We start from the raw sequence: 18,283 nt of genomic DNA on the forward strand, positions 1-18,283 counted from the left end.
TTTCCATTTAATTTAACCAGAAAAATCCAATCCCTATCCAAGAATATCTTTAAAGCTCTTTAATTCTTAAATCTCTAAAAAGCACCCCTTGTCCTTCACTTTGTAATCCAATAAATCCTTCGGTAAGTAGTTGACCATTTACCTTCATTTTAGGATCAAATCTATTGGCAGTCCCTCCTCCTATTTGGGGCTTCGTGTATTGTAAAACTGTATCTCCATTGACCAAATGAATCACCAAAGAATCCGCAAAGACAATTAAGTCTGCTCTGACCCATTCATCCCATTGAAAGGTTGGTGAAGTGGAATTGATGCAATGTCTAGGATCTTTCTTTCCTTCAAAATAAACATCTGTCCCTGGAGAACACATATTACCTGTGGGTCTTGGCACTCCCTCTTCTTCCTCTGCTAGCATCTGCCATTCTACAGAAATGGGCCAATCCTGCTCTTTTAAGATTGTCGAAGGAGCCTGAGAGTGGAACATTACTCCACTGTTTCTATATGTGTAGCTTGCAGCATCTTCTAACCACTGGTCAGTAAATCGGTATTCCCAAGTCATATGAAAGGAGGAAAAAGGTTTTTCGTAAAAGAGATGACCATAACGATCATCAAAACCTTCCTTATAATCATCATAATTCACTTCAATCGTTCCATCTACCACTCTAAAAGTATTGGCGTAGTTCTCCCCCGTTTCATGATGTTGAATCTTAGGAATCCAGCCTTCTAGGTCTTTTCCATTGAACATTTGAATCCATTCAGGTTTGACTCCATTCTGTATTTCCTCTCTTTCTTCAGCTTTGTTTTGGGCACATGAAAAAAGCACTGAACTCAACAGTGAAAAACATAAAATATTCTTGATCATAAAGCTTTTGGTCATTGAAAGTGGAAGATATGGAAATCTACTAAAATCTATAGCCCAGAATTTATAATAGGTTTAGGAAAGCTTTTTTGGCAGGCCGCATATTTTTTTGAGGTGATAAATTGAAAAGCTTCCTTTTTTATCACTGCCTCCACAGAATGAGGTTTCCCCATTAATTCTCCATCAATTTGAAACTCCACATTCTCAGGATTTTCAATCACACAGGACTCGCAGCGAAAAACTCTTGAGGAGTCCTGTTCCTCTAAGTCTCCTTTAAACATAGCCATGGTCATACGAATATAGTCTTTGGCTGATTCCGGATTTAAGGCAATTATTTCAAACTTCCCATCATCCATTTTCCCTTTGCAATTGATCAAAGCTCCTGTTCCATATTGATCTCCATTGGCTATGACAAGCATTTTTGCGGAAACCTCCTTGGTATCGCCGTTGATATTCAATCGAAATAATTTAGGCTCTGTAGAAAAAATCTCGGAAACCGAACTGGTAATATAGGCCAGCATTCCTCTACCATCAGTGGATTCAAACTTTTTGACCAAGTTAGCATTAAAACCAAAATCAGCTAAGTGCAGGCATAGCTCTCCATTAATATGAATCGCATCGATGTGGTGAACCTGGAAAGTTCTTACTGCCTCCCATGCATCCTCAATGGTGTTGATGCCCATACACTTGGCAAGCCCGTTGGCAGAGCCTAATGGAACAATACACAGAGTGGTACTCATTTCCTGTAAAGCCTTGGCAGCTAATTTTACTGTACCATCTCCTCCTCCAACTAATACCAAATCTGGATAAAGACGGTCATATTCCATTTTGATTTTTTCTGCATCTCCCTGTCCTGTAGTCTCAAAAATATGAGTATCATATTGGGGAAGTTTAACCTGCACCATTTCTACCAAATCCTCTACCGTCAAACCATTCTCCCCAGAAATGGGGTTAAAAACAAATAGACATACTTTTCTCATTACATATTCTGTTAAATAAATTGATTTTGTTTCGCTAATTCCAAGGCCTCTTTTGAAGTTTTGAAAAAGAAAAAGTTTTCTAAAGACACTTGGGATTCAAGTTTCTGTTTTCTTTCAGGGTCCAACTCATTGACTAGACGTATAAACACAGCAGTGACCCTACCCGGAAATTTCTTGATGATTTCAGTGTAGATTTCCGGATCTTCCTGACCACTGTCGCCTACTAAAATGAAGTGCATATCAGGAAAAAACCTAAATAGAAACTCAATCTTATCCTTTTTATGATCGTGATTTCCATGTCCGGATTTCCAAATATTCCTAAGATTTAGATGTTTGTCTTTCAATAAGGTGGGGCCCATTGGGATATGTCGATATCGCATAAAATCCCGTATAAGGTCATAAATCGACCAATCACTGCTGGACACGTAGAAGATGGGATCCTCTTTGTGGCGCGTAAGTTCCTTATAAAACTCCGACACCCCTGGCAAGGGTCTTCTTGTATAGGCATTTTTAGAGATGGAGAGCCAAAACTTCTTTCCTATATCTGTGGAATGGGAAATCAGAACTGTATCATCAATATCTGAAATCACCCCCTGCCGTTCATTAAACCTCTGAACTTCTCTTGTTACCCACGTGGAGTTAATTTTTTCCACCGGTTCTAGAACCTTAAAATTCACATGTTCCAATCTGTCGGCAGAATAGGGATTTTTTACCTCAATTTGCTTCTCAAAAACCCCTTCTTCATCTGTTCTGACTTGAAATTTTTGATCATGTAAATGAATCTCCACCAATGCATTAGGGATAGACTTGACAGCATATCTCCTGATAGAGGCAATGATATTTTTCAGCCAAGAATTCCTCGAAGTGGGCCTTTTTGCTTATAGGAGGTAATTACCCTTCCCTTTACAAAGACGGCATCCTCATTTCCAAAGGAAAGAAAAGGCTCCACCTTTACTTTTTCCTTCGAGTGGACCTCTTTCTGAACGATTGTTACTGAATTCATACCTACTGTAAATGCAAAAAAGAGGCCTCAGAATCTGAATCAGTAGGTTTGAAGGAGGTTGCCAAAAAAAAATCCATCCCGATTTCTCGAAATGGCTTGCCATCAAGTTTAGTTTATTAATGTTTCCAATCGTACTGATCTACTTGCTCCAAACAGGCGGTTAACAAGGAAATAGAATCCGCTATGTCTTGCTTATGGGCCATTTCAATCACTTGGTGAAGGTGTCTGGTAGGAATGGAGATGGCGCCTGCAATCGCCCCATGTTTCCCCATTCGCTGAACTCCAGCTGTATCTGTTCCTCCTGCAGTTAAGATCTCAGGCTGCCAAGTAATGGATTGTTTGTTAGCGGTTTGCTTCATGAATTCCACCATTCTGTAGTCACAAATTGTTGAAGCATCCATGATTTTTATTGCGGTCCCTTTTCCTAGCTCTGTCACTTTCTCATGAGCTTGAGCTCCCGGCACATCAAACGCAATGGTCGTATCTAATGCGATCCCGAAATCAGGATTGATTCCATGTGCGGCTACATTGGCACCCCGGATACCCACTTCTTCCTGCACCGTAAAAGTCGCGTAAACGTCATAGGCGGGATTCTCCAATTTTTTCAAGGTCTCAATCAAGATAAATACGGCCACTCTATTATCAATGGATTTACAATTCACACAATCACCCATTTCAATTAATTCTCGGTCCCTGGTCACAGGATCCCCTATTGAAATCACTTTTTCCACCTCTGATTTAGGCATCCCCAGGTCAATGAAAAAATCTGTCGTTTTTGGAAGCTTGGTTCTCTCCTCCTGAGACATCACATGAATTGGCTTACTTCCCATAACACCTACCAAATCTTCCTTTCCATGTACGATCACCCGCTGAGCCGTCAAGGTTTTTGGATCAAAACCACCCAATGTATGGAATCTTAAAAATCCATTGTCATCGATATGTGTCACTATAAATCCAATCTCATCCATGTGGGCAGCCACCATTACCTTTTTTGATCCGGGTTTCTTTTCCCTTTCTTGATGGCGATCACATTTCCTAGGTTATCTACCTTTACTTCATCTGAAAGTGGTGTTACTAGGTTTATCACCAAGTCCCTTACTCGTTTTTCGAAACCCGGTGCGCCGGCGATTTCACAAATTTCTTTTAAAAGAGATACGTTTATGTCCATTTCGGTAAATCTATTTTGTTTTAAAACACTAATTTATTGATCGCTTAGATTATAAAGAAAAAGGCACAAGGAATATTCCCTGTGCCCATCAATATTTTTATCAATTCTTTTATTGAATTAATAAGCTCTTACTGTCTTACCTTCCATATAGTTGGCAAATGATCTATTTACCACTCTAGTACCCCCGGTAGTTGGGTAATTCCCAGTGAAATACCAGTCTCCGGTATGTTTTGGAATACACTTATGAAGGTTCTCCACCGTTTGGAAAATCACTTTTACTTCAGCTTTGATATTGTCTCCAGCCACAATCTGGGCTACTTTATCAGAAATCTCCTCATCAGTAAAGGAGCTATAAACATCCTTTACAAAGTTTTCATAGGAGTTAGGCTCATTTAAGCAGGATTCATGGATTCGATCCAACACAGACTCCATTCCTCTCTCTTTCAATAATGCCAATGCTGCTCTGAAAGCTATAAATTCCTTCATTCTTGACATATCGATACCATAACAATCAGGGAATCTGATTTGAGGAGCTGAAGATACGATGATGATTCTTTTTGGATTTAATTTGTCCAAGGTGGTCAAAATACTCTTCTCCAAAGTAGTACCTCTTACAATACTATCATCAATCACTACTAAGGAATCAATGCCTGATTTCACAACCTCATAGGTAGTATCATAAACATTTGCCACCATGGTGTCACGATCATCATCATTGGTAATGAATGTCCTTAACTTCACGTCCTTACTTACCAATTTTTCCACTCTTGGGCGGAAATTAAGCAATTCATCGAGCTCCCCCATATGTGGTTTTCCATCCAGAAACACCTCACGCCTTTTGGCACTCAGATAATCTTCTAAACCTTCAATCATCCCCAAGAAGGCTGTTTCAGCTGTATTTGGGATATAGGAAAACACGGTGTTTTTAAGATCGAAATCGATGGCTTTCAAGATCTGTGGAATCAAAGCTTTCCCCAAGTCTTTCCGCTCTTGGTAGATGGCCGGATCTGTTCCTCTCGAGAAGTAAATCCGTTCAAAACTACATGATTTCTTTTCTCTGGCAGGAAGGATTTCAGATTCCGCATAAGACCCGTCTTTGTTGATCACTAAGGCATGTCCTGGCTTGATCTCTTGGATTGCATTAAAATCAATATTGAAAGCAGATTTGATCGCTGGTTTTTCAGAAGCTACTACTACCACTTCCTCATCCGCATAATAATAAGCAGGACGAATTCCAGAAGGATCTCGAACCACAAAAGAGGAGCCATTTCCTATCATTCCGGCCATGGTATATCCTCCGTCAAAGTCTCTACAAGATCTTCTTAAAATCCTAGCTACATCCAATTCATTTTCAATTACATGCGTGATCTGCTCATTGGAATATTGATGCTTATATTTATCGAAGATACGTTGGTTTTCCTCGTCAAGGAAATGACCAATTTTCTCCATTACGGTTACTGTATCCGTCTTTTCTTTTGGGTGCTGTCCAAGCTGAACCAGCTTGCTAAACAACTCCTCCACATTCGTCATGTTGAAGTTACCGGCCATCACTAGGTTACGGCTTCTCCAGTTATTTTGCTTTAAGAATGGATGGCAGGTTTCAATACTGTTTTCGCCATGTGTTCCATAACGAAGATGTCCCAACCAAACTTCGCCTGTAAAGGCAATGTTTTCTTTCAACCAATCCGCATCGGTTAAGGCATCATGCCCTCCTAACTTTTTGGCTTTCTTGTACTTCTTGTTGATTTTGTCAAAAATATAATTGACTGCTGAAGGCTCAATCGAACGATACCTACTAATATACCTCGTTCCGGGGTCCGTGCCAATCTTGATGTTGGCGACACCTGCGCCATCTTGGCCTCGATTGATTTGCTTTTGCATTAAGACATAAAGCCTGTTTGCTGCGTAGGCTGCTGTTCCGTACTTATCGATGTAGTATTGAACAGGTTTGCGTAGCCTTATCATTGCTATGCCGCATTCGTGTTTGATGGCGTCACTCATGGATTCTGGCGAATGTTATTTTTGATGATTCAAAGTTACTAGTTTTTAAAAGAATTTTTCTTCAAAAAAGTTCTATTTCATGATTTTAAATTTTGTGAATAGCCCTTTTTCTTACAAAACGCCGAATAAGCAGAAATAGCCGCGATTCAAGTGGAATATTTTGGTTCATTAAGAACAAACTGAGGGACTTTTCCCCAAAATTATTTTTGATCTATCTCAAAAAAGTTGCTTTACGAGAATTTTAAGCGGTTGGCACACCCTTCGCAACTACCAATGACAGTTCGATAATGACCATTACGAATGAAGGAGTCCGGACTCCAACTAGTTAACTAATATTTAACTAACCCAAATAACATGATGAAAACTCTGATTTTAGTGTCTGCAATGTTATTTACTGGAGTTGCACTGGCTTCTCCACCAATTGCCCTGGAAAAAATAAACCCAACTACAGTTTCGATCCGACAAGATAAAATGAAAATCGAAGCTGAATCATTGCCTAAGGCAGTGAAAAACTCCATCGCTGAGGATGATTTGGTCAAATCTTTGCCTATTGATAAAGCATTCCAACTCACCCAGCTCGATGGAACCTTCCTCTTTGAGGTCAAATTTGATGATGGTACTGATGAACAGATAACCAAAAAATATGATCAAGAGGGAAATGAAATAAAAGGCTAGTTGTTCAATCTCCCTATATTAAAAAGGCATCGTGCACTTTGCTCGATGCTTTTTTCGTAATTTCGCAATATTCAATGATAATGATTTCATGAAGCAGATCTTATTAGTCGAAGACGACCTGACTTACTCAAGAATAGTTAAAACCTTTTTGGAGAAAAATGGGTACGCTGTTCAAACCTGCATCAAAGTAAAAGATGCTCAGCAGATCATGAGTTCCAATAGTTTTGATTTGATCATTGCTGATTTCCGCTTACCTGATGGTACAGGTATGGAATTACTCCAATGGACCAAATCAAAATTCCCGCAGACTCAGGTCATCCTCATCACCCACTATTCAGACATTCGGATTGCCATCAAAGCTATGAAGCTTGGGGCATTTGAATATATCACCAAGCCAATCAACCCAGACGAATTGTTGGCAACCGTGAAAGAGTCTCTCTCTGTAAAAGGGAACGAAGCCCCAAGAACTTCCTCCACTCCTCAAAAAAGTGCAGAACCAAAGGTATCCAAGGGAAGCTATGTTATTGGAAGTTCCTCAGAGGCAAAAAAATTGGAAAAGCACATCCAATTGGTCGCTCCAACAGATTTAAGCGTATTGGTTTTGGGTGAAACTGGAACTGGTAAAGAGTTTGTTTCTCGAAGAATTCATGAGCTTTCCACCAGAAAAGACGGACCTTTCATCGCGATCGATTGTGGAGCCTTACCAAGAGAGCTTGCAGGAAGTGAATTGTTTGGCCACGTAAAAGGTGCTTTTACAGGGGCTTTAGAACATAAAACGGGACATTTTGAGTCTGCAAATGGAGGAACCATCTTCCTGGATGAAATAGGAAACTTAAGCTATGAAGTTCAGATCCAGTTATTACGTGCCATTCAAGAAAGAACCATCCGTAAAATCGGAGGCAATAAGGAAATCCAAATAGATGTGCGAATTATTGCCGCAACCAATGACAACCTGATTCTACAATCCGGGGATGGACATTTTAGAGAAGACTTATATCATAGACTGAATGAATTTACACTTCAAGCGATCCCTCTAAGAAGAAGAAAAGAAGATTTAGAGGATTTCTCTCAGCAATTCTTAGAAGAAAGTAATGCCCGACTCAACAAATCTGTCAGTGGGTTCACTCCTGAAGTTTGGGAGATTTTCTTAGCTTATGATTGGCCTGGAAACTTAAGAGAATTAAGAAATATCATCAAAAGAGCCGTGTTGCTTACTGCGGGGGGATTAGTGGAAAAAGATGCGCTTCCTGCTGACTTGTACGAACCATCACTCCAACCTACGTCCACTTCCATGATGGGTGGAGCCTCCTCCATGGGAAATGAATTACCCTCACCCAAAGATTACAAATCCAAGTGGATTGAACAGGAAAAGGAGTTGATCCAAAAAGTCCTCAACGATACGAAATTCAATAAATCCAAAACTGCCAGAATTCTGAACATGGACCGAAAGACCTTGTACAGTAAAATGGAAAAGTACGGATTGGATTAAGCTATAAACAAACTTATTTAAGAGTAGCTCTCTGGGGCATAAACCAGATCTGAGAGAGCTGCTAATAGGTTTTTCACCTCTATATCCAAGAGATTAAGCACATCTTCCATTCCATTATGGGTGCCCAGTTTAAGGCTATTTTCAACCTTTCTTGCCAATTCCCCACTTGGGCTTTTTATTTGTCCAAGCCTACTTCCCAATTGATGACATATTTCCAAAACCTGATCCCAACGATCATTTAGCCTTGCCTTCTTCAGCTTGGTCATGTCATTTTGAGTATCCTTGATTAAATCCTTCAAGATATCCATCAAGAGATCCTCATCTCCCATGCAGAACCTTCTCATATCCTTCAGATCAAAATGATCATGTTTATCGGCATTCGGTTCTGGATTGATTGGCTGCCCTTTGGTGGCCCGGTCTGGGAATACTCTACTTAAACAAGCCACCAATGCTCTTTCTTGGAATGGTTTGAATAAGAGCTCATTGAAACCCTCCCTCATCATTTTTTCCTTTTCCTCCACAAAAACATTGGCGGTCATGGCCAAAATCGGCAGGGTTTTATAGGAAGCGATTGATCTTAAGGATTTCACGACATCAAATCCGAAAATTCTGGCATCTGAATATCAATGATCGCCAAATCAATATCAATCTCTTCAAATTCATCTCTAAAAGTGGCTCCTCCAGGATAGGCGATGACATTGGCACCAAAGTAGGAAAAGATGGTCTCCAAATACCGAAGCCCCACTTTATCATCATCAACCAATAATACATTTTTCCCTTCCAAGTCAATGTAATTGAGTTCTTCCTGGTCAACTTCAGGTTCTTGAGCTGGGGTAGTTTCCATTGGCAAAGAGATCTTGATATTGGTTCCAACTCCCTCTTCACTCTGGGTATCAATTTCACCATTCATCAGCATTACCAATCGATGTACAATTGCTAATCCAAGTCCTGTACCTCCAAATTTTCTGGAAATCGAGTTATCAGCCTGATCAAACTCTAAGAATACTTTTTCCAGCACCTCTTTACTCATCCCTATCCCAGTGTCCCTAATCTCCACAACTAGCTGATTTTCCGACCATTCTACAGCCACATGAATCGAACCTTCTTGAGTAAACTTAAAAGCATTTGACAAGAGGTTATTCAAGATTTGCTTCAATCGAAGTTGATCTCCCTCCAACCATTTGTCCTCAGGAAGCTTTAAGGACCAATAAAAGCCAAGCTTTTTCTCAGTAGCTTGAAGTTCATAGAATTTCTGAAGAGCACTAAATAATCTTACTGGATCAAAAGCGGTGTATTCCAATTTTAATTTTCCTGCTTCTAGTTTAGAGAAATCGAGGACATCGTCTACAATTTCCATCAATGTCTGAGAAGCAAAACCGATCATTCTCAAATAAGACTGCTGGGCGGAATCTAATTCTGATTTTTCCAAAACAGATTGATATCCTTGGATCACATGCAAGGGATTGCGAATCTCATGGCTCATATTTGCCAAAAATTCCTGCTTGGATTTAGCCAACTGTTCTGCTTTTTGTTGGGAAATGAGTAGGTTCTCTTGGTACTTTCTATTGAGTCGAATCTCTTTCAATATCGAATACACCAATAAAGCTGAAGCCAACACTGCCAGAACTACCACTAACACTAAGAAATAAGTCACATCATTGGCGAGCCCATAAGCAGCATTGTTCTGGTCGTTGGATTCTTCGATCGTTCTTCTTTGTAGGGTGACCAGCAATTCCTGAATGGTCCCGACAATCTCACTTTGCTTTTGGGAAAGATCTGCCTCGAGCGTGGCCAATTTTTGTCTTTGGTAAGATTCTTCTCTATAAATCCTGCTAATTACCCCTTTAATATTGTAAAGGATGCTATCAATGGTAAATGGTTGGGTGGAATTGGTGCGGGTATTCTGCTTTTGAAGATTTCGAAGGTAGTTTACCAATTTATCTTCCTCTCGGGAGATTTCCTCCGGCGATACCCTACCTACCTGCAACTCCTGATTTTTAGGAAGTTCTTGTCGGGTGGCATTTTGCTGTTCCAATTCATCCAAGATAATATCTCTTGGACGAAGGGTGATCAAGGGTTCTGTCTCAGCATCAGCTGCTCTCCTCCGAATACCCAATTCTACCTTACGAAGTGCTTCCTGGGTAAAATTCCGATTAGCTAGGTTCTTTTTTACCTCATATAGGTCTTTGTATCCTGCTACCAAGGCAATTAAATTTTCTCGGATACTCCTGATATTGGATTCCTCCAAAGTATCTGAAGCCCACTCATTTAACTGAATTAGTTTGGCATTAAGGGAATTCATGGTAGAGTCCTTTACTCTAAAATCCCCCCTTGATCTACCTGTTCGATTTGGGTAATCTGAAAAATCTCTGACTGCAATTCACTTAGTAAATTCAGTTTCTGATTAGGTTGAGCTAATTCTGCCACTGTATCTACCAGACGGTGAAGGGTATAATAAGTCAGTCCTGCCACACCTATCAAAAAGATGGCAGCAAAGAAAAATCCGATCACGACTTTTCTAGCGGTCTTGGAAGGAGGATTGACTTTTTCATTCTACCCTCCAAAATTACCAATAATTATTCCAAGTATTTAAAATTTGAGCATTGTATATCCCTGAGGGACATAGGTAGTAAGAGTAGTCAAGGCAGAATGCGCTATTTCTATCCCTGGCCAAATATCCTTTTTGGTAAGCCCTCGGGCTCTCATCGACTGCCCGCATACATAGAATTCTACGCCTGCATCCTTTAATGCTTGGTATACTTTCAGATTAGGATTATCTACCTCGTATCGGGACTGATAGTTTTCATCTGTAGTAGCAGTAAAGATTGCACCTCCATGAATCACAACTTTCACATGCATCTGCTCTTGCTTCACTCCTGCCAAACCATGTAGGTTCATTAAACGAGCGATATTATCCACCCATCTGCTGATTTCTTTGGGGTTATCCGCCCCAGTTGATAAGTCCACGATGATTTTGTAATCCAAACTTGGATCAGGACGTTCTGTCGCATCTGGAACTTCATAAATCCCTCCAAAACCTTTGACTAAAGGAAATTGTGCTTCGGATTGGGCAAATGAAACTTGGGTAATAAGCAAAAGTGCAGCAGAGAAAAGAGCTGCTCTCAATAGTTGATTCATAGGAAATTTTATTAGCCCGAAAAAGTAGGGATTTTATTGGGGAAATGGGTGGCCATTGGTGGAAATTTCTACTTAAGATTTCTAGATGAGAGTTTCTCTATTTGAATTAATAGCCTCCCGCAAAGGCGCGAAGCCATAAAGGAGTTTATTGAGTAATGATCAAAATAAATGAAATGCGTGTTTATCAACCTAATAAAAAAATGGAGAAGTAAAACTCGACAAGTCCGATTTGGATTTCTTCAAAACTGCAATCAAAAACTGCCGTACCGTCACAGACTTGGTACTCGGCAAGGAATTTTCTGAAATGGAGAAACAAACAAATAAAGTAGCTTAAGGCTGCTTTTATTTATCTAATAAAGAAAGACCGTGATGGTATAAAATAAAAGCTTCTACCGTTAATCTATGAGATAATTTTATTCCTTCAATAATATCTGCAATAGCTCCAATACTTAAATTTTTGTTTCTATTAGCGGATCTAATCTCTTTGATAATATTAAGATCAATTTCCTGTACTGCTAATTCCAAGTTTATTAAATTCCAGACCAGCTGAATATTATCTTTCTTGAATATAGAATTAAAGGTGCTATTGGATATGAACATTTCTTGCAGTAGAATGAACCGGTCAACCCACATTCCATTCCCTTTTTTAAACTGATCCACCAAATCTTTAAAGCTAACTAAATCAAGATAATTGGCTTTATTGACTATTTGAATTAGTCTCATAAATTGATCTGAATCAATCTTTTTCCTAGCATATTGAACACCTAATTTACCACATAGTCTAGCCTTCTTTTTATCATTTAATTGTGAAATATAATAGAATAACCGTTCTGTAAAATCTTCGTCATTATTTTGAATCATTAAAGAAAACTCACTTCTTTCATTTTGATTAAGACTCTCAAATTCCTTGAAAAAATAAGCCAATTGTTTTAATTCAACTCTCGTTTTCCAGTCCTTAAGGCCATCTATGAATGGCTTTAAAAGAGAGTACCCAGGTAAACCGGTGAATGTAGTAGTAATTAAGTCAACCCCAGCACCAAGTGTTTCCTCAGTACTTTTGATTAGTTTATTGGCAGATTCTCCTAAGGAATTTGAATCAATAAAATCTCCAAGCTCATTGTTTGTCATTTTATTCTAAAAATTTCCAATCCGTAAAAGATAGTCCGTTTTCAACTAAAAAAGAAATACACTTCAGTCTTTGGAAAATGAGATTGCCACGCTACACAAGCTCCGCTCGCAATGACGATCCAAACTGAATACTGCCAACCTTCCTTTTTAGGCAAACTGAACACTGCTACTGATCACTTCCAAATTCCTAACCTATATCCTCCATTCTACGGCCACCCCCTAAGCGTAGTTTGTAACTACGCTTTAATATTCAAAGGATTTGGAATCCTAAAAAACCTTGACAAACTCATGCTTACGGAATAAGCATAGTCCAGAAAACTTGCATTAGTACGGTCACTGCGGGCCTGTCTGCTGATAGGCAAGGTGACTCAAAAACCCACTTAGCAATCCAGGCTTTATAAAATGAGATTGCCACGCTCCGCAAGCTCCGCTCGCAATGACGATCCAAACTGAATACTTCCAACCTACTTTCGATAGGTAAGCTGACCACCTACCTTCAGTAGGCAGACTGGCCACTGCTACTGATCACTTCCGATTGCCTTTCCCAAACTATATCCTCCATCCTACGACAACTTGAAGTTAATTAATGGAGAGTTCTCCCTTTTGTCGAAATGACTTAAAAAAACTTTGCGGCTTTGCCTGTTTGCGGGAGAATTACTTTTAAAAATGAGACTGCTTAGTCCTTTGGCCTCGCAGTGACGTTACCACCTTTTTTCAGCATAATCTGCAGCTTTGCGTTAAAAAAAATGGCTTTCCCTTTTTGAATGGCAAAAACCTTCGAGGTTTTGTAAACCTTAAAGGTTGGATACAAAAAAAGCTACCGAAATAATTCGGAAGCTTTCGTGCGCACGAGAGGATCCGAACCTCCACACAACTTAATGCACCACCCCCTCAAGATGGCGTGTCTACCAGTTTCACCACGTGCGCGATTAGGGTCAGCAAAAGTAGAAATGTTGCCCATTCGAAGCAACCCCTTTCCTCAAGCTTTTCCAATTATTTTTATCGTTTACCCGTAAACTTTCTTCTCGGCTGCCAATAAGGTATTGTAAAGCAAAGAAGCAATGGTCATCGGGCCGACCCCTCCAGGAACTGGAGTAATGGCGGAAGCGATCTCGGATACCTCATCAAACTTCACATCTCCTACCAACCTGAATCCTGATTTCTTGCTGCTATCTTCAATTCTATGGATTCCCACGTCAATGACTACTGCCCCTGGCTTTACCATTTCTGCAGTAACAAAATGAGGCTTTCCTAAGGCAACGATCAAGATATCGGCAGATTTAGCAATCTCTTCTAGATTCTTGGTGCGGCTGTGAGTCAACGTGACAGTGGCATTGCCAGGGTATCCGTTTCTAGCCATCAAAATACTCATAGGGCTACCTACAATATGGCTTCTTCCGATCACTACACAATGCTTACCGGAAGTCTCAATCTCATATCTTTTCAATAACTCAATAATCCCATAAGGAGTAGCTGCTACATAAGCAGGCCAGTTCAACGCCATTCTACCTACGTTGGCTGGTGTAAACCCATCTACATCTTTCTCAGGTTTGATTTTATCAGTCACCTTCTCCACAGAAATGTGTTTCGGCAAAGGCAATTGTACTATCAATCCATCAATGGATGGGTTTTCATTGATATCCTCCACTACTTTCAAAAGTTCTTCTTCAGACACTGTGTCTTCCAAGCGAACCAGAGTAGAATCGAAACCACACTCTTCACAAGCTTTTACTTTCGCTCCTACATAGGTTTGGCTAGCGCCATCATTTCCTACCAGGATCGCAGCCAAATGAGGGGTCTTTCCTCCCTCGGCCTTGATTTCACTTACGCGAGCAGCAATTTCAAATTTGATTTCGGAAGATGTTTTTTTACCGTCTATTAAGATCATATGAATTTATGAATTTCGATTGGGGTCAAATTAAGTACAAAATGCGAAGTACGAAGTACGGGCATCTTGTTAATATTAACCTTTTATTTTTAACCGAGCAGTTTTAAGGCTTGCCACAACAATAGCAACTAGCTCATTTGATTCCTTAATTAATCTTTCTATTTCTGGTTTCAGTTCCAGTTTTGAATTTATTTTCTCTAAAATCTCTAGAAAAACTGGCTCTCATCAGCTTCTTCTTCAACAATTTTAAGCTTATATATAAAATCAGCATTCGATTTTGCTCTCATTGCAGCTCTATAATTTGCGGCAACTGAACTCGAGCTACGAAGAAGCTGATTCACATAATTATTAAACTCTCTGGTTTGCGGTAATTTCGAACATGTATACCAAACATCAATGGCAAACTTCTTTGTTCGGTCTTTCAAGTCTTGACTCATTGAAAAAAAATATTTGAACTAAAATAATAATTCAATATTTCTATTCCAATTAATCCTTACTCTGGCACAACTCGCATTTCTCCCTTCGTACTTCTAATCTAGTATCAGATTTTCGTCCTTCGTACTTCCTAATCTAATTTCAATACCGCCATAAACGCTTCCTGAGGCACCTCAACGTTTCCGACTTGCCTCATTCGCTTTTTACCTTTCTTCTGCTTTTCCAACAATTTACGCTTACGGGAAATATCACCACCATAACACTTCGCCAATACGTTTTTACGTAATGCCTTGACCGTTTCTCTAGCAATGATCTTGGTTCCAATAGCTGCCTGAATCGCAATCTCAAACATTTGCCTTGGCACCAATTCTTTCAACTTCTCGCAAAGTCTCTTTCCCCACTCATAAGCTTTATCTCTATGAACAACCGCAGATAGCGCATCTACAGGCTCTCCATTCAACATCACATCCAATCTTACCATGTGAGAAACCTTATAGCCAATCAATTCATAATCCAAAGAGGCATATCCTCTAGAGATGGTTTTTAATTTATCAAAGAAATCGAAGACAATCTCTGCCAAAGGCATATCGAATGTCAATTCCACTCGATCTGCTGTCAAATAAACTTGGTTTTTGATCTGGCCTCGCTTCTCCATACAAAGAGTAATCACGGACCCCACATATTCGGAGGCGGTAATAATCGAAGCTTTCACATAAGGCTCCTCGATATGCTTCATCCTGGTTGGATCTGGCATATCAGAAGGTGCATTGATTAATTTGTAGGAATCATCGGTCATCAAAGCTTTGAATTGCACAGATGGAACCGTCGTAATCACGGTCATATCAAATTCACGCTCCAATCGTTCCTGGATGATCTCCATATGAAGCATTCCCAGGAATCCACAACGGAATCCAAAGCCCAATGCAGCAGAAGTTTCAGGTTCCCAAACCAAAGAAGCATCATTGAGTTGAAGCTTTTCCATGGAAGCTCTGAGTTCTTCATAATCAGTCGTATCTACAGGATAAATACCTGCAAACACCATGGGCTTCACATTCTCAAACCCTTGGATTGCTTTTTCACAAGGTCTTTTGATGTGTGTAATGGTATCCCCTACCTTAATCTCTTTTGCCACTTTTACCCCTGAGATCAAGTAACCTACGTTACCTGCACTCATGGTTTGCTGTGGTATTTGATTCAAACCTAAGATTCCGATTTCATCCGCCTCATATTCTCTGCCTGTATTCACAAATTTGATTTTATCTCCTTTGGAGAAAGTACCATTGAAAATTCGGAAGATTACTTCAACGCCTCGGAAAGGATTGTATACTGAGTCAAAGATCATGGCCTGTAAAGGCGCTTCTGGATCTCCTTTAGGTGCAGGAATTCTCGTTACTACTGCTTTGAGGATATCATCTATCCCAATCCCGGTTTTTCCAGATGCCAGAATGATATCTTCTCGGTCACAACCTATCAAATCAATCACCTCATCCGCTACTGCCTCGGGATCTGCTCCTGGAAGGTCAATTTTATTCAGAACTGGGATGATCTCCAGATCATGTCCCAATGCCAAATACAAATTGGAAATTGTTTGGGCTTCGATCCCTTGTGAAGCATCCACAATCAACAGGGCTCCTTCGCAAGCTGCTATGGAACGGGAAACCTCGTAGGAAAAATCCACATGGCCCGGAGTATCAATCAGGTTGAGTGTATACACTTCTCCTTCATGAGTATATCTCATTTGAATCGCATGAGACTTAATGGTAATCCCTCGCTCACGCTCCAAATCCATGTTGTCCAACAACTGATTCTGCATATCCCGATCTGCTACCGTCTGGGTTTCCTGCAGTAATCTATCCGCCAGTGTACTCTTCCCATGATCAATATGGGCGATGATACAGAAATTTCTAATTTTTTGCATATCCATTCTGGGGGCAAAAGTAGTAAAAAATAGGCTTATCGCTTTTATTTTTATTGCTTTCTTAAAAGCTTACTTATTAAAGTCCTTCACTTTAAAAATGTTAAAACAACTTACTCAGGATGAGGAAGTAAATGGATAGAAACTGATAAGTATTGGAATTCACCCCGACTTTTAGGGAAAATATGAGGAAATATTCCCCAATAATCAGCAAAAATTACCCACTTTTTTAGTATTTTATTTACACTACTCCCTGAAAATCAGCTATTAGGCTCTCGCACGTACCTTAATAGGCCGTGGTATGATTATTTCTAAACCCATAGCAAAACCAACTGTTAACAGGACATAGACTACCTATTAGACATGAACTATTTATCTATCAACACATACAGGCTTAAATCTTTCGCCGTCATCCTTGGCTGTCTTACAGCAAGTTTCGGGTTTTACGGTTGCGAGGAAACTGAGGTAAAGAGGAAGGAATCCCTTTACCTGTACTTACCTTGAAAGAAGAGCCAGCAGCTATTTCCTATAAATATCTAGGTTCCATTGAGGGAGTTGAAAATGTTCAAATAAGACCTCAAGTTGAAGGAATATTGGAAGAAATCTACGTGGATGAAGGCCAATACGTCAATAAAGGAGATGCATTGTTCAAAATCAATAGTCAACCATATATGGAGGACTTAAAAAATGCACTTGCCAATGTTGAGCTTGAAAAAGCAAGACTACGGAAAGCAAAAACCGAAATTGACAGATTACGTCCACTAATCGAAAATGAAGTAATCTCAGAAGTACGAATGGAGACTACTATTGCTGATTATGAGGTAGCGCAATCTTCCTTGGCGAAAGCCGAAGCAGAGGCCGCTAACATGCGAATCAATATGGAGTTTACCACGATCAAAGCACCAGTGGATGGTTTAATGGGAAGAATTCCAAAATCGATAGGTAACGTAGTTAAAAAATCAGACGACACACCGTTGACAGTCTTATCCAATGTGAGTGAGATCTATGTGTATTTTTCAATGAGTGAGTCTGATTACCTCTACTTTGAACGAATGAAAAAGGACTCCACTTCCAAAAAAATGAATCCAGACGTGAAGCTGGTGTTAGCTGATGGTAGTGTGTATGATAAAGTGGGAACAATAGATGCAAATTCAGGTCAAATAAACCGATCAACTGGCTCTATTACTTTGCGTGCCCATTTTGAAAATCCAGACACCTTATTGAGAACTGGTAATACTGGTAAAATCCTGATGGAACAGATTTATCCTAACGCGATATTGGTTCCCCAATCTGCAACTACTTCCATTCAGAACAAACGGTTTATCTACGTATTAAATGAAGACAATACTGTTTCTAGAAAAGAAATTACGATTGAAGGTAGATCTGGAAATGATTTTATCGTAACCGGAAATCTTTTGAAAGCAAATGACCGAATCGTTACGGCAGGACTCGATAAACTCAGTGAAGGCGTACTTGTAAAACCTTTAGAACAAGGTCAATTACTTACACAAAATTAATTCAGACAAGCTGTAGTCTAACTTTTGTGAAAGCTTAGACCATCAAAAATTACACCTAGACATTTTCCCTCTTCTTCTGGAATTGGGTTG

General features: G+C 39.8%; 16 protein-coding genes, 1 tRNA gene and 1 pseudogene. 3 read left to right on the top strand and 15 right to left on the bottom strand.

Features of this window, described 5'->3' with window-relative positions:
• Window positions 1–49: 49 nt before the first annotated feature.
• The 6 genes and pseudogenes from V8V91_RS07600 to V8V91_RS07625 form a co-directional block, all read right to left on the bottom strand.
• Entirely contained in the window at window positions 50–859 is an 810-nt protein-coding gene (locus V8V91_RS07600; RefSeq protein ID WP_373399559.1) for a DUF1080 domain-containing protein, read from the bottom strand.
• A gap of 47 nt (window positions 860–906) precedes the next feature.
• The gene (locus V8V91_RS07605; protein WP_373399560.1) at window positions 907–1,836 is read right to left on the bottom strand and encodes a diacylglycerol kinase family protein; all 930 of its coding nucleotides are present in this window, start codon (window positions 1,834–1,836) and stop codon (window positions 907–909) included.
• Window positions 1,837–1,847: 11 nt separating this feature from the next.
• Window positions 1,848–2,624, bottom strand: coding sequence for a phosphatase domain-containing protein (locus V8V91_RS07610; RefSeq protein WP_373399561.1), 777 nt, complete (start codon window positions 2,622–2,624; stop codon window positions 1,848–1,850).
• Between the two features lie 56 nt (window positions 2,625–2,680).
• Window positions 2,681–2,839, bottom strand: a complete 159-nt coding sequence (locus V8V91_RS07615; RefSeq protein WP_373399562.1) for a hypothetical protein — start codon at window positions 2,837–2,839, stop codon at window positions 2,681–2,683.
• A gap of 116 nt (window positions 2,840–2,955) precedes the next feature.
• Window positions 2,956–4,007, bottom strand: a pseudogene (locus V8V91_RS07620) (M42 family metallopeptidase).
• A 117-nt stretch (window positions 4,008–4,124) separates the two neighbouring features.
• Window positions 4,125–6,008 (bottom strand): amidophosphoribosyltransferase, encoded by a 1,884-nt coding sequence (locus V8V91_RS07625; RefSeq protein ID WP_373399563.1) that lies wholly within the window; start codon window positions 6,006–6,008, stop codon window positions 4,125–4,127.
• Window positions 6,009–6,362: 354 nt separating this feature from the next.
• On the opposite strand from V8V91_RS07625, the gene V8V91_RS07630 reads away from it, so the two are divergent.
• Both V8V91_RS07630 and V8V91_RS07635 read left to right on the top strand, forming a co-directional pair.
• On the top strand, window positions 6,363–6,683 hold the full coding sequence (locus V8V91_RS07630; RefSeq protein ID WP_373399564.1) for a hypothetical protein: 321 nt from the start codon (window positions 6,363–6,365) through the stop codon (window positions 6,681–6,683).
• Between the two features lie 88 nt (window positions 6,684–6,771).
• Window positions 6,772–8,172, top strand: a complete 1,401-nt coding sequence (locus V8V91_RS07635) for a sigma-54-dependent transcriptional regulator (RefSeq protein ID WP_373399565.1) — start codon at window positions 6,772–6,774, stop codon at window positions 8,170–8,172.
• A gap of 17 nt (window positions 8,173–8,189) precedes the next feature.
• Here V8V91_RS07635 and V8V91_RS07640 read toward each other — a convergent pair whose 3' ends face one another.
• The 9 genes from V8V91_RS07640 to lepA form a co-directional block, all read right to left on the bottom strand.
• The gene (locus V8V91_RS07640; protein ID WP_373399566.1) at window positions 8,190–8,762 is read right to left on the bottom strand and encodes a hypothetical protein; all 573 of its coding nucleotides are present in this window, start codon (window positions 8,760–8,762) and stop codon (window positions 8,190–8,192) included.
• Window positions 8,759–10,474, bottom strand: a complete 1,716-nt coding sequence (locus V8V91_RS07645; protein WP_373399567.1) for a sensor histidine kinase — start codon at window positions 10,472–10,474, stop codon at window positions 8,759–8,761. Before V8V91_RS07645 ends, V8V91_RS07640 begins: the two co-directional genes overlap by 4 nt.
• Before the next feature lie 11 nt (window positions 10,475–10,485).
• Complete coding sequence (locus V8V91_RS07650) at window positions 10,486–10,683, bottom strand: hypothetical protein (protein ID WP_373399568.1); 198 nt, start codon at window positions 10,681–10,683, stop codon at window positions 10,486–10,488.
• Window positions 10,684–10,761: 78 nt separating this feature from the next.
• Window positions 10,762–11,310: a DsrE family protein gene (locus tag V8V91_RS07655; protein ID WP_373399569.1), complete on the bottom strand. Its 549-nt coding sequence runs from the start codon at window positions 11,308–11,310 to the stop codon at window positions 10,762–10,764.
• A gap of 342 nt (window positions 11,311–11,652) precedes the next feature.
• Window positions 11,653–12,438, bottom strand: coding sequence for a hypothetical protein (locus V8V91_RS07660; protein ID WP_373399570.1), 786 nt, complete (start codon window positions 12,436–12,438; stop codon window positions 11,653–11,655).
• Between the two features lie 843 nt (window positions 12,439–13,281).
• A tRNA-Leu gene (locus V8V91_RS07665) sits at window positions 13,282–13,365 on the bottom strand.
• A 79-nt stretch (window positions 13,366–13,444) separates the two neighbouring features.
• The gene (locus V8V91_RS07670; RefSeq protein ID WP_373399571.1) at window positions 13,445–14,326 is read right to left on the bottom strand and encodes a bifunctional 5,10-methylenetetrahydrofolate dehydrogenase/5,10-methenyltetrahydrofolate cyclohydrolase; all 882 of its coding nucleotides are present in this window, start codon (window positions 14,324–14,326) and stop codon (window positions 13,445–13,447) included.
• A 206-nt stretch (window positions 14,327–14,532) separates the two neighbouring features.
• Window positions 14,533–14,763: a four helix bundle protein gene (locus tag V8V91_RS07675; protein WP_373399572.1), complete on the bottom strand. Its 231-nt coding sequence runs from the start codon at window positions 14,761–14,763 to the stop codon at window positions 14,533–14,535.
• Window positions 14,764–14,891: 128 nt separating this feature from the next.
• Window positions 14,892–16,685, bottom strand: a complete 1,794-nt coding sequence (lepA, locus tag V8V91_RS07680) for a translation elongation factor 4 (RefSeq protein WP_074224990.1) — start codon at window positions 16,683–16,685, stop codon at window positions 14,892–14,894.
• Between the two features lie 491 nt (window positions 16,686–17,176).
• On the opposite strand from lepA, the gene V8V91_RS07685 reads away from it, so the two are divergent.
• Window positions 17,177–18,193, top strand: coding sequence for an efflux RND transporter periplasmic adaptor subunit (locus V8V91_RS07685; protein ID WP_373399573.1), 1,017 nt, complete (start codon window positions 17,177–17,179; stop codon window positions 18,191–18,193).
• Window positions 18,194–18,283 lie beyond the last annotated feature (90 nt).

This window comes from Algoriphagus halophilus, from assembly GCF_041729275.1.
Taxonomy (GTDB): domain Bacteria; phylum Bacteroidota; class Bacteroidia; order Cytophagales; family Cyclobacteriaceae; genus Algoriphagus; species Algoriphagus halophilus_A.

Excerpts from the sequence above, each read along its gene's own strand:
- V8V91_RS07660 (WP_373399570.1), bottom strand. The coding sequence starts at position 12,438 with ATGACAAACAATGAGCTTGGAGATTTTATTGATTCAAATTCCTTAGGA.
- V8V91_RS07635 (WP_373399565.1), top strand. The coding sequence starts at position 6,772 with ATGAAGCAGATCTTATTAGTCGAAGACGACCTGACTTACTCAAGAATA.
- V8V91_RS07670 (WP_373399571.1), bottom strand. The coding sequence starts at position 14,326 with ATGATCTTAATAGACGGTAAAAAAACATCTTCCGAAATCAAATTTGAA.
- V8V91_RS07645 (WP_373399567.1), bottom strand. The coding sequence starts at position 10,474 with ATGAATTCCCTTAATGCCAAACTAATTCAGTTAAATGAGTGGGCTTCA.
- V8V91_RS07675 (WP_373399572.1), bottom strand. The coding sequence starts at position 14,763 with ATGAGTCAAGACTTGAAAGACCGAACAAAGAAGTTTGCCATTGATGTT.
- V8V91_RS07605 (WP_373399560.1), bottom strand. The coding sequence starts at position 1,836 with ATGAGAAAAGTATGTCTATTTGTTTTTAACCCCATTTCTGGGGAGAAT.
- V8V91_RS07630 (WP_373399564.1), top strand. The coding sequence starts at position 6,363 with ATGATGAAAACTCTGATTTTAGTGTCTGCAATGTTATTTACTGGAGTT.
- lepA (WP_074224990.1), bottom strand. The coding sequence starts at position 16,685 with ATGGATATGCAAAAAATTAGAAATTTCTGTATCATCGCCCATATTGAT.
- V8V91_RS07625 (WP_373399563.1), bottom strand. The coding sequence starts at position 6,008 with ATGAGTGACGCCATCAAACACGAATGCGGCATAGCAATGATAAGGCTA.
- V8V91_RS07600 (WP_373399559.1), bottom strand. The coding sequence starts at position 859 with ATGATCAAGAATATTTTATGTTTTTCACTGTTGAGTTCAGTGCTTTTT.
- V8V91_RS07655 (WP_373399569.1), bottom strand. The coding sequence starts at position 11,310 with ATGAATCAACTATTGAGAGCAGCTCTTTTCTCTGCTGCACTTTTGCTT.
- V8V91_RS07615 (WP_373399562.1), bottom strand. The coding sequence starts at position 2,839 with ATGAATTCAGTAACAATCGTTCAGAAAGAGGTCCACTCGAAGGAAAAA.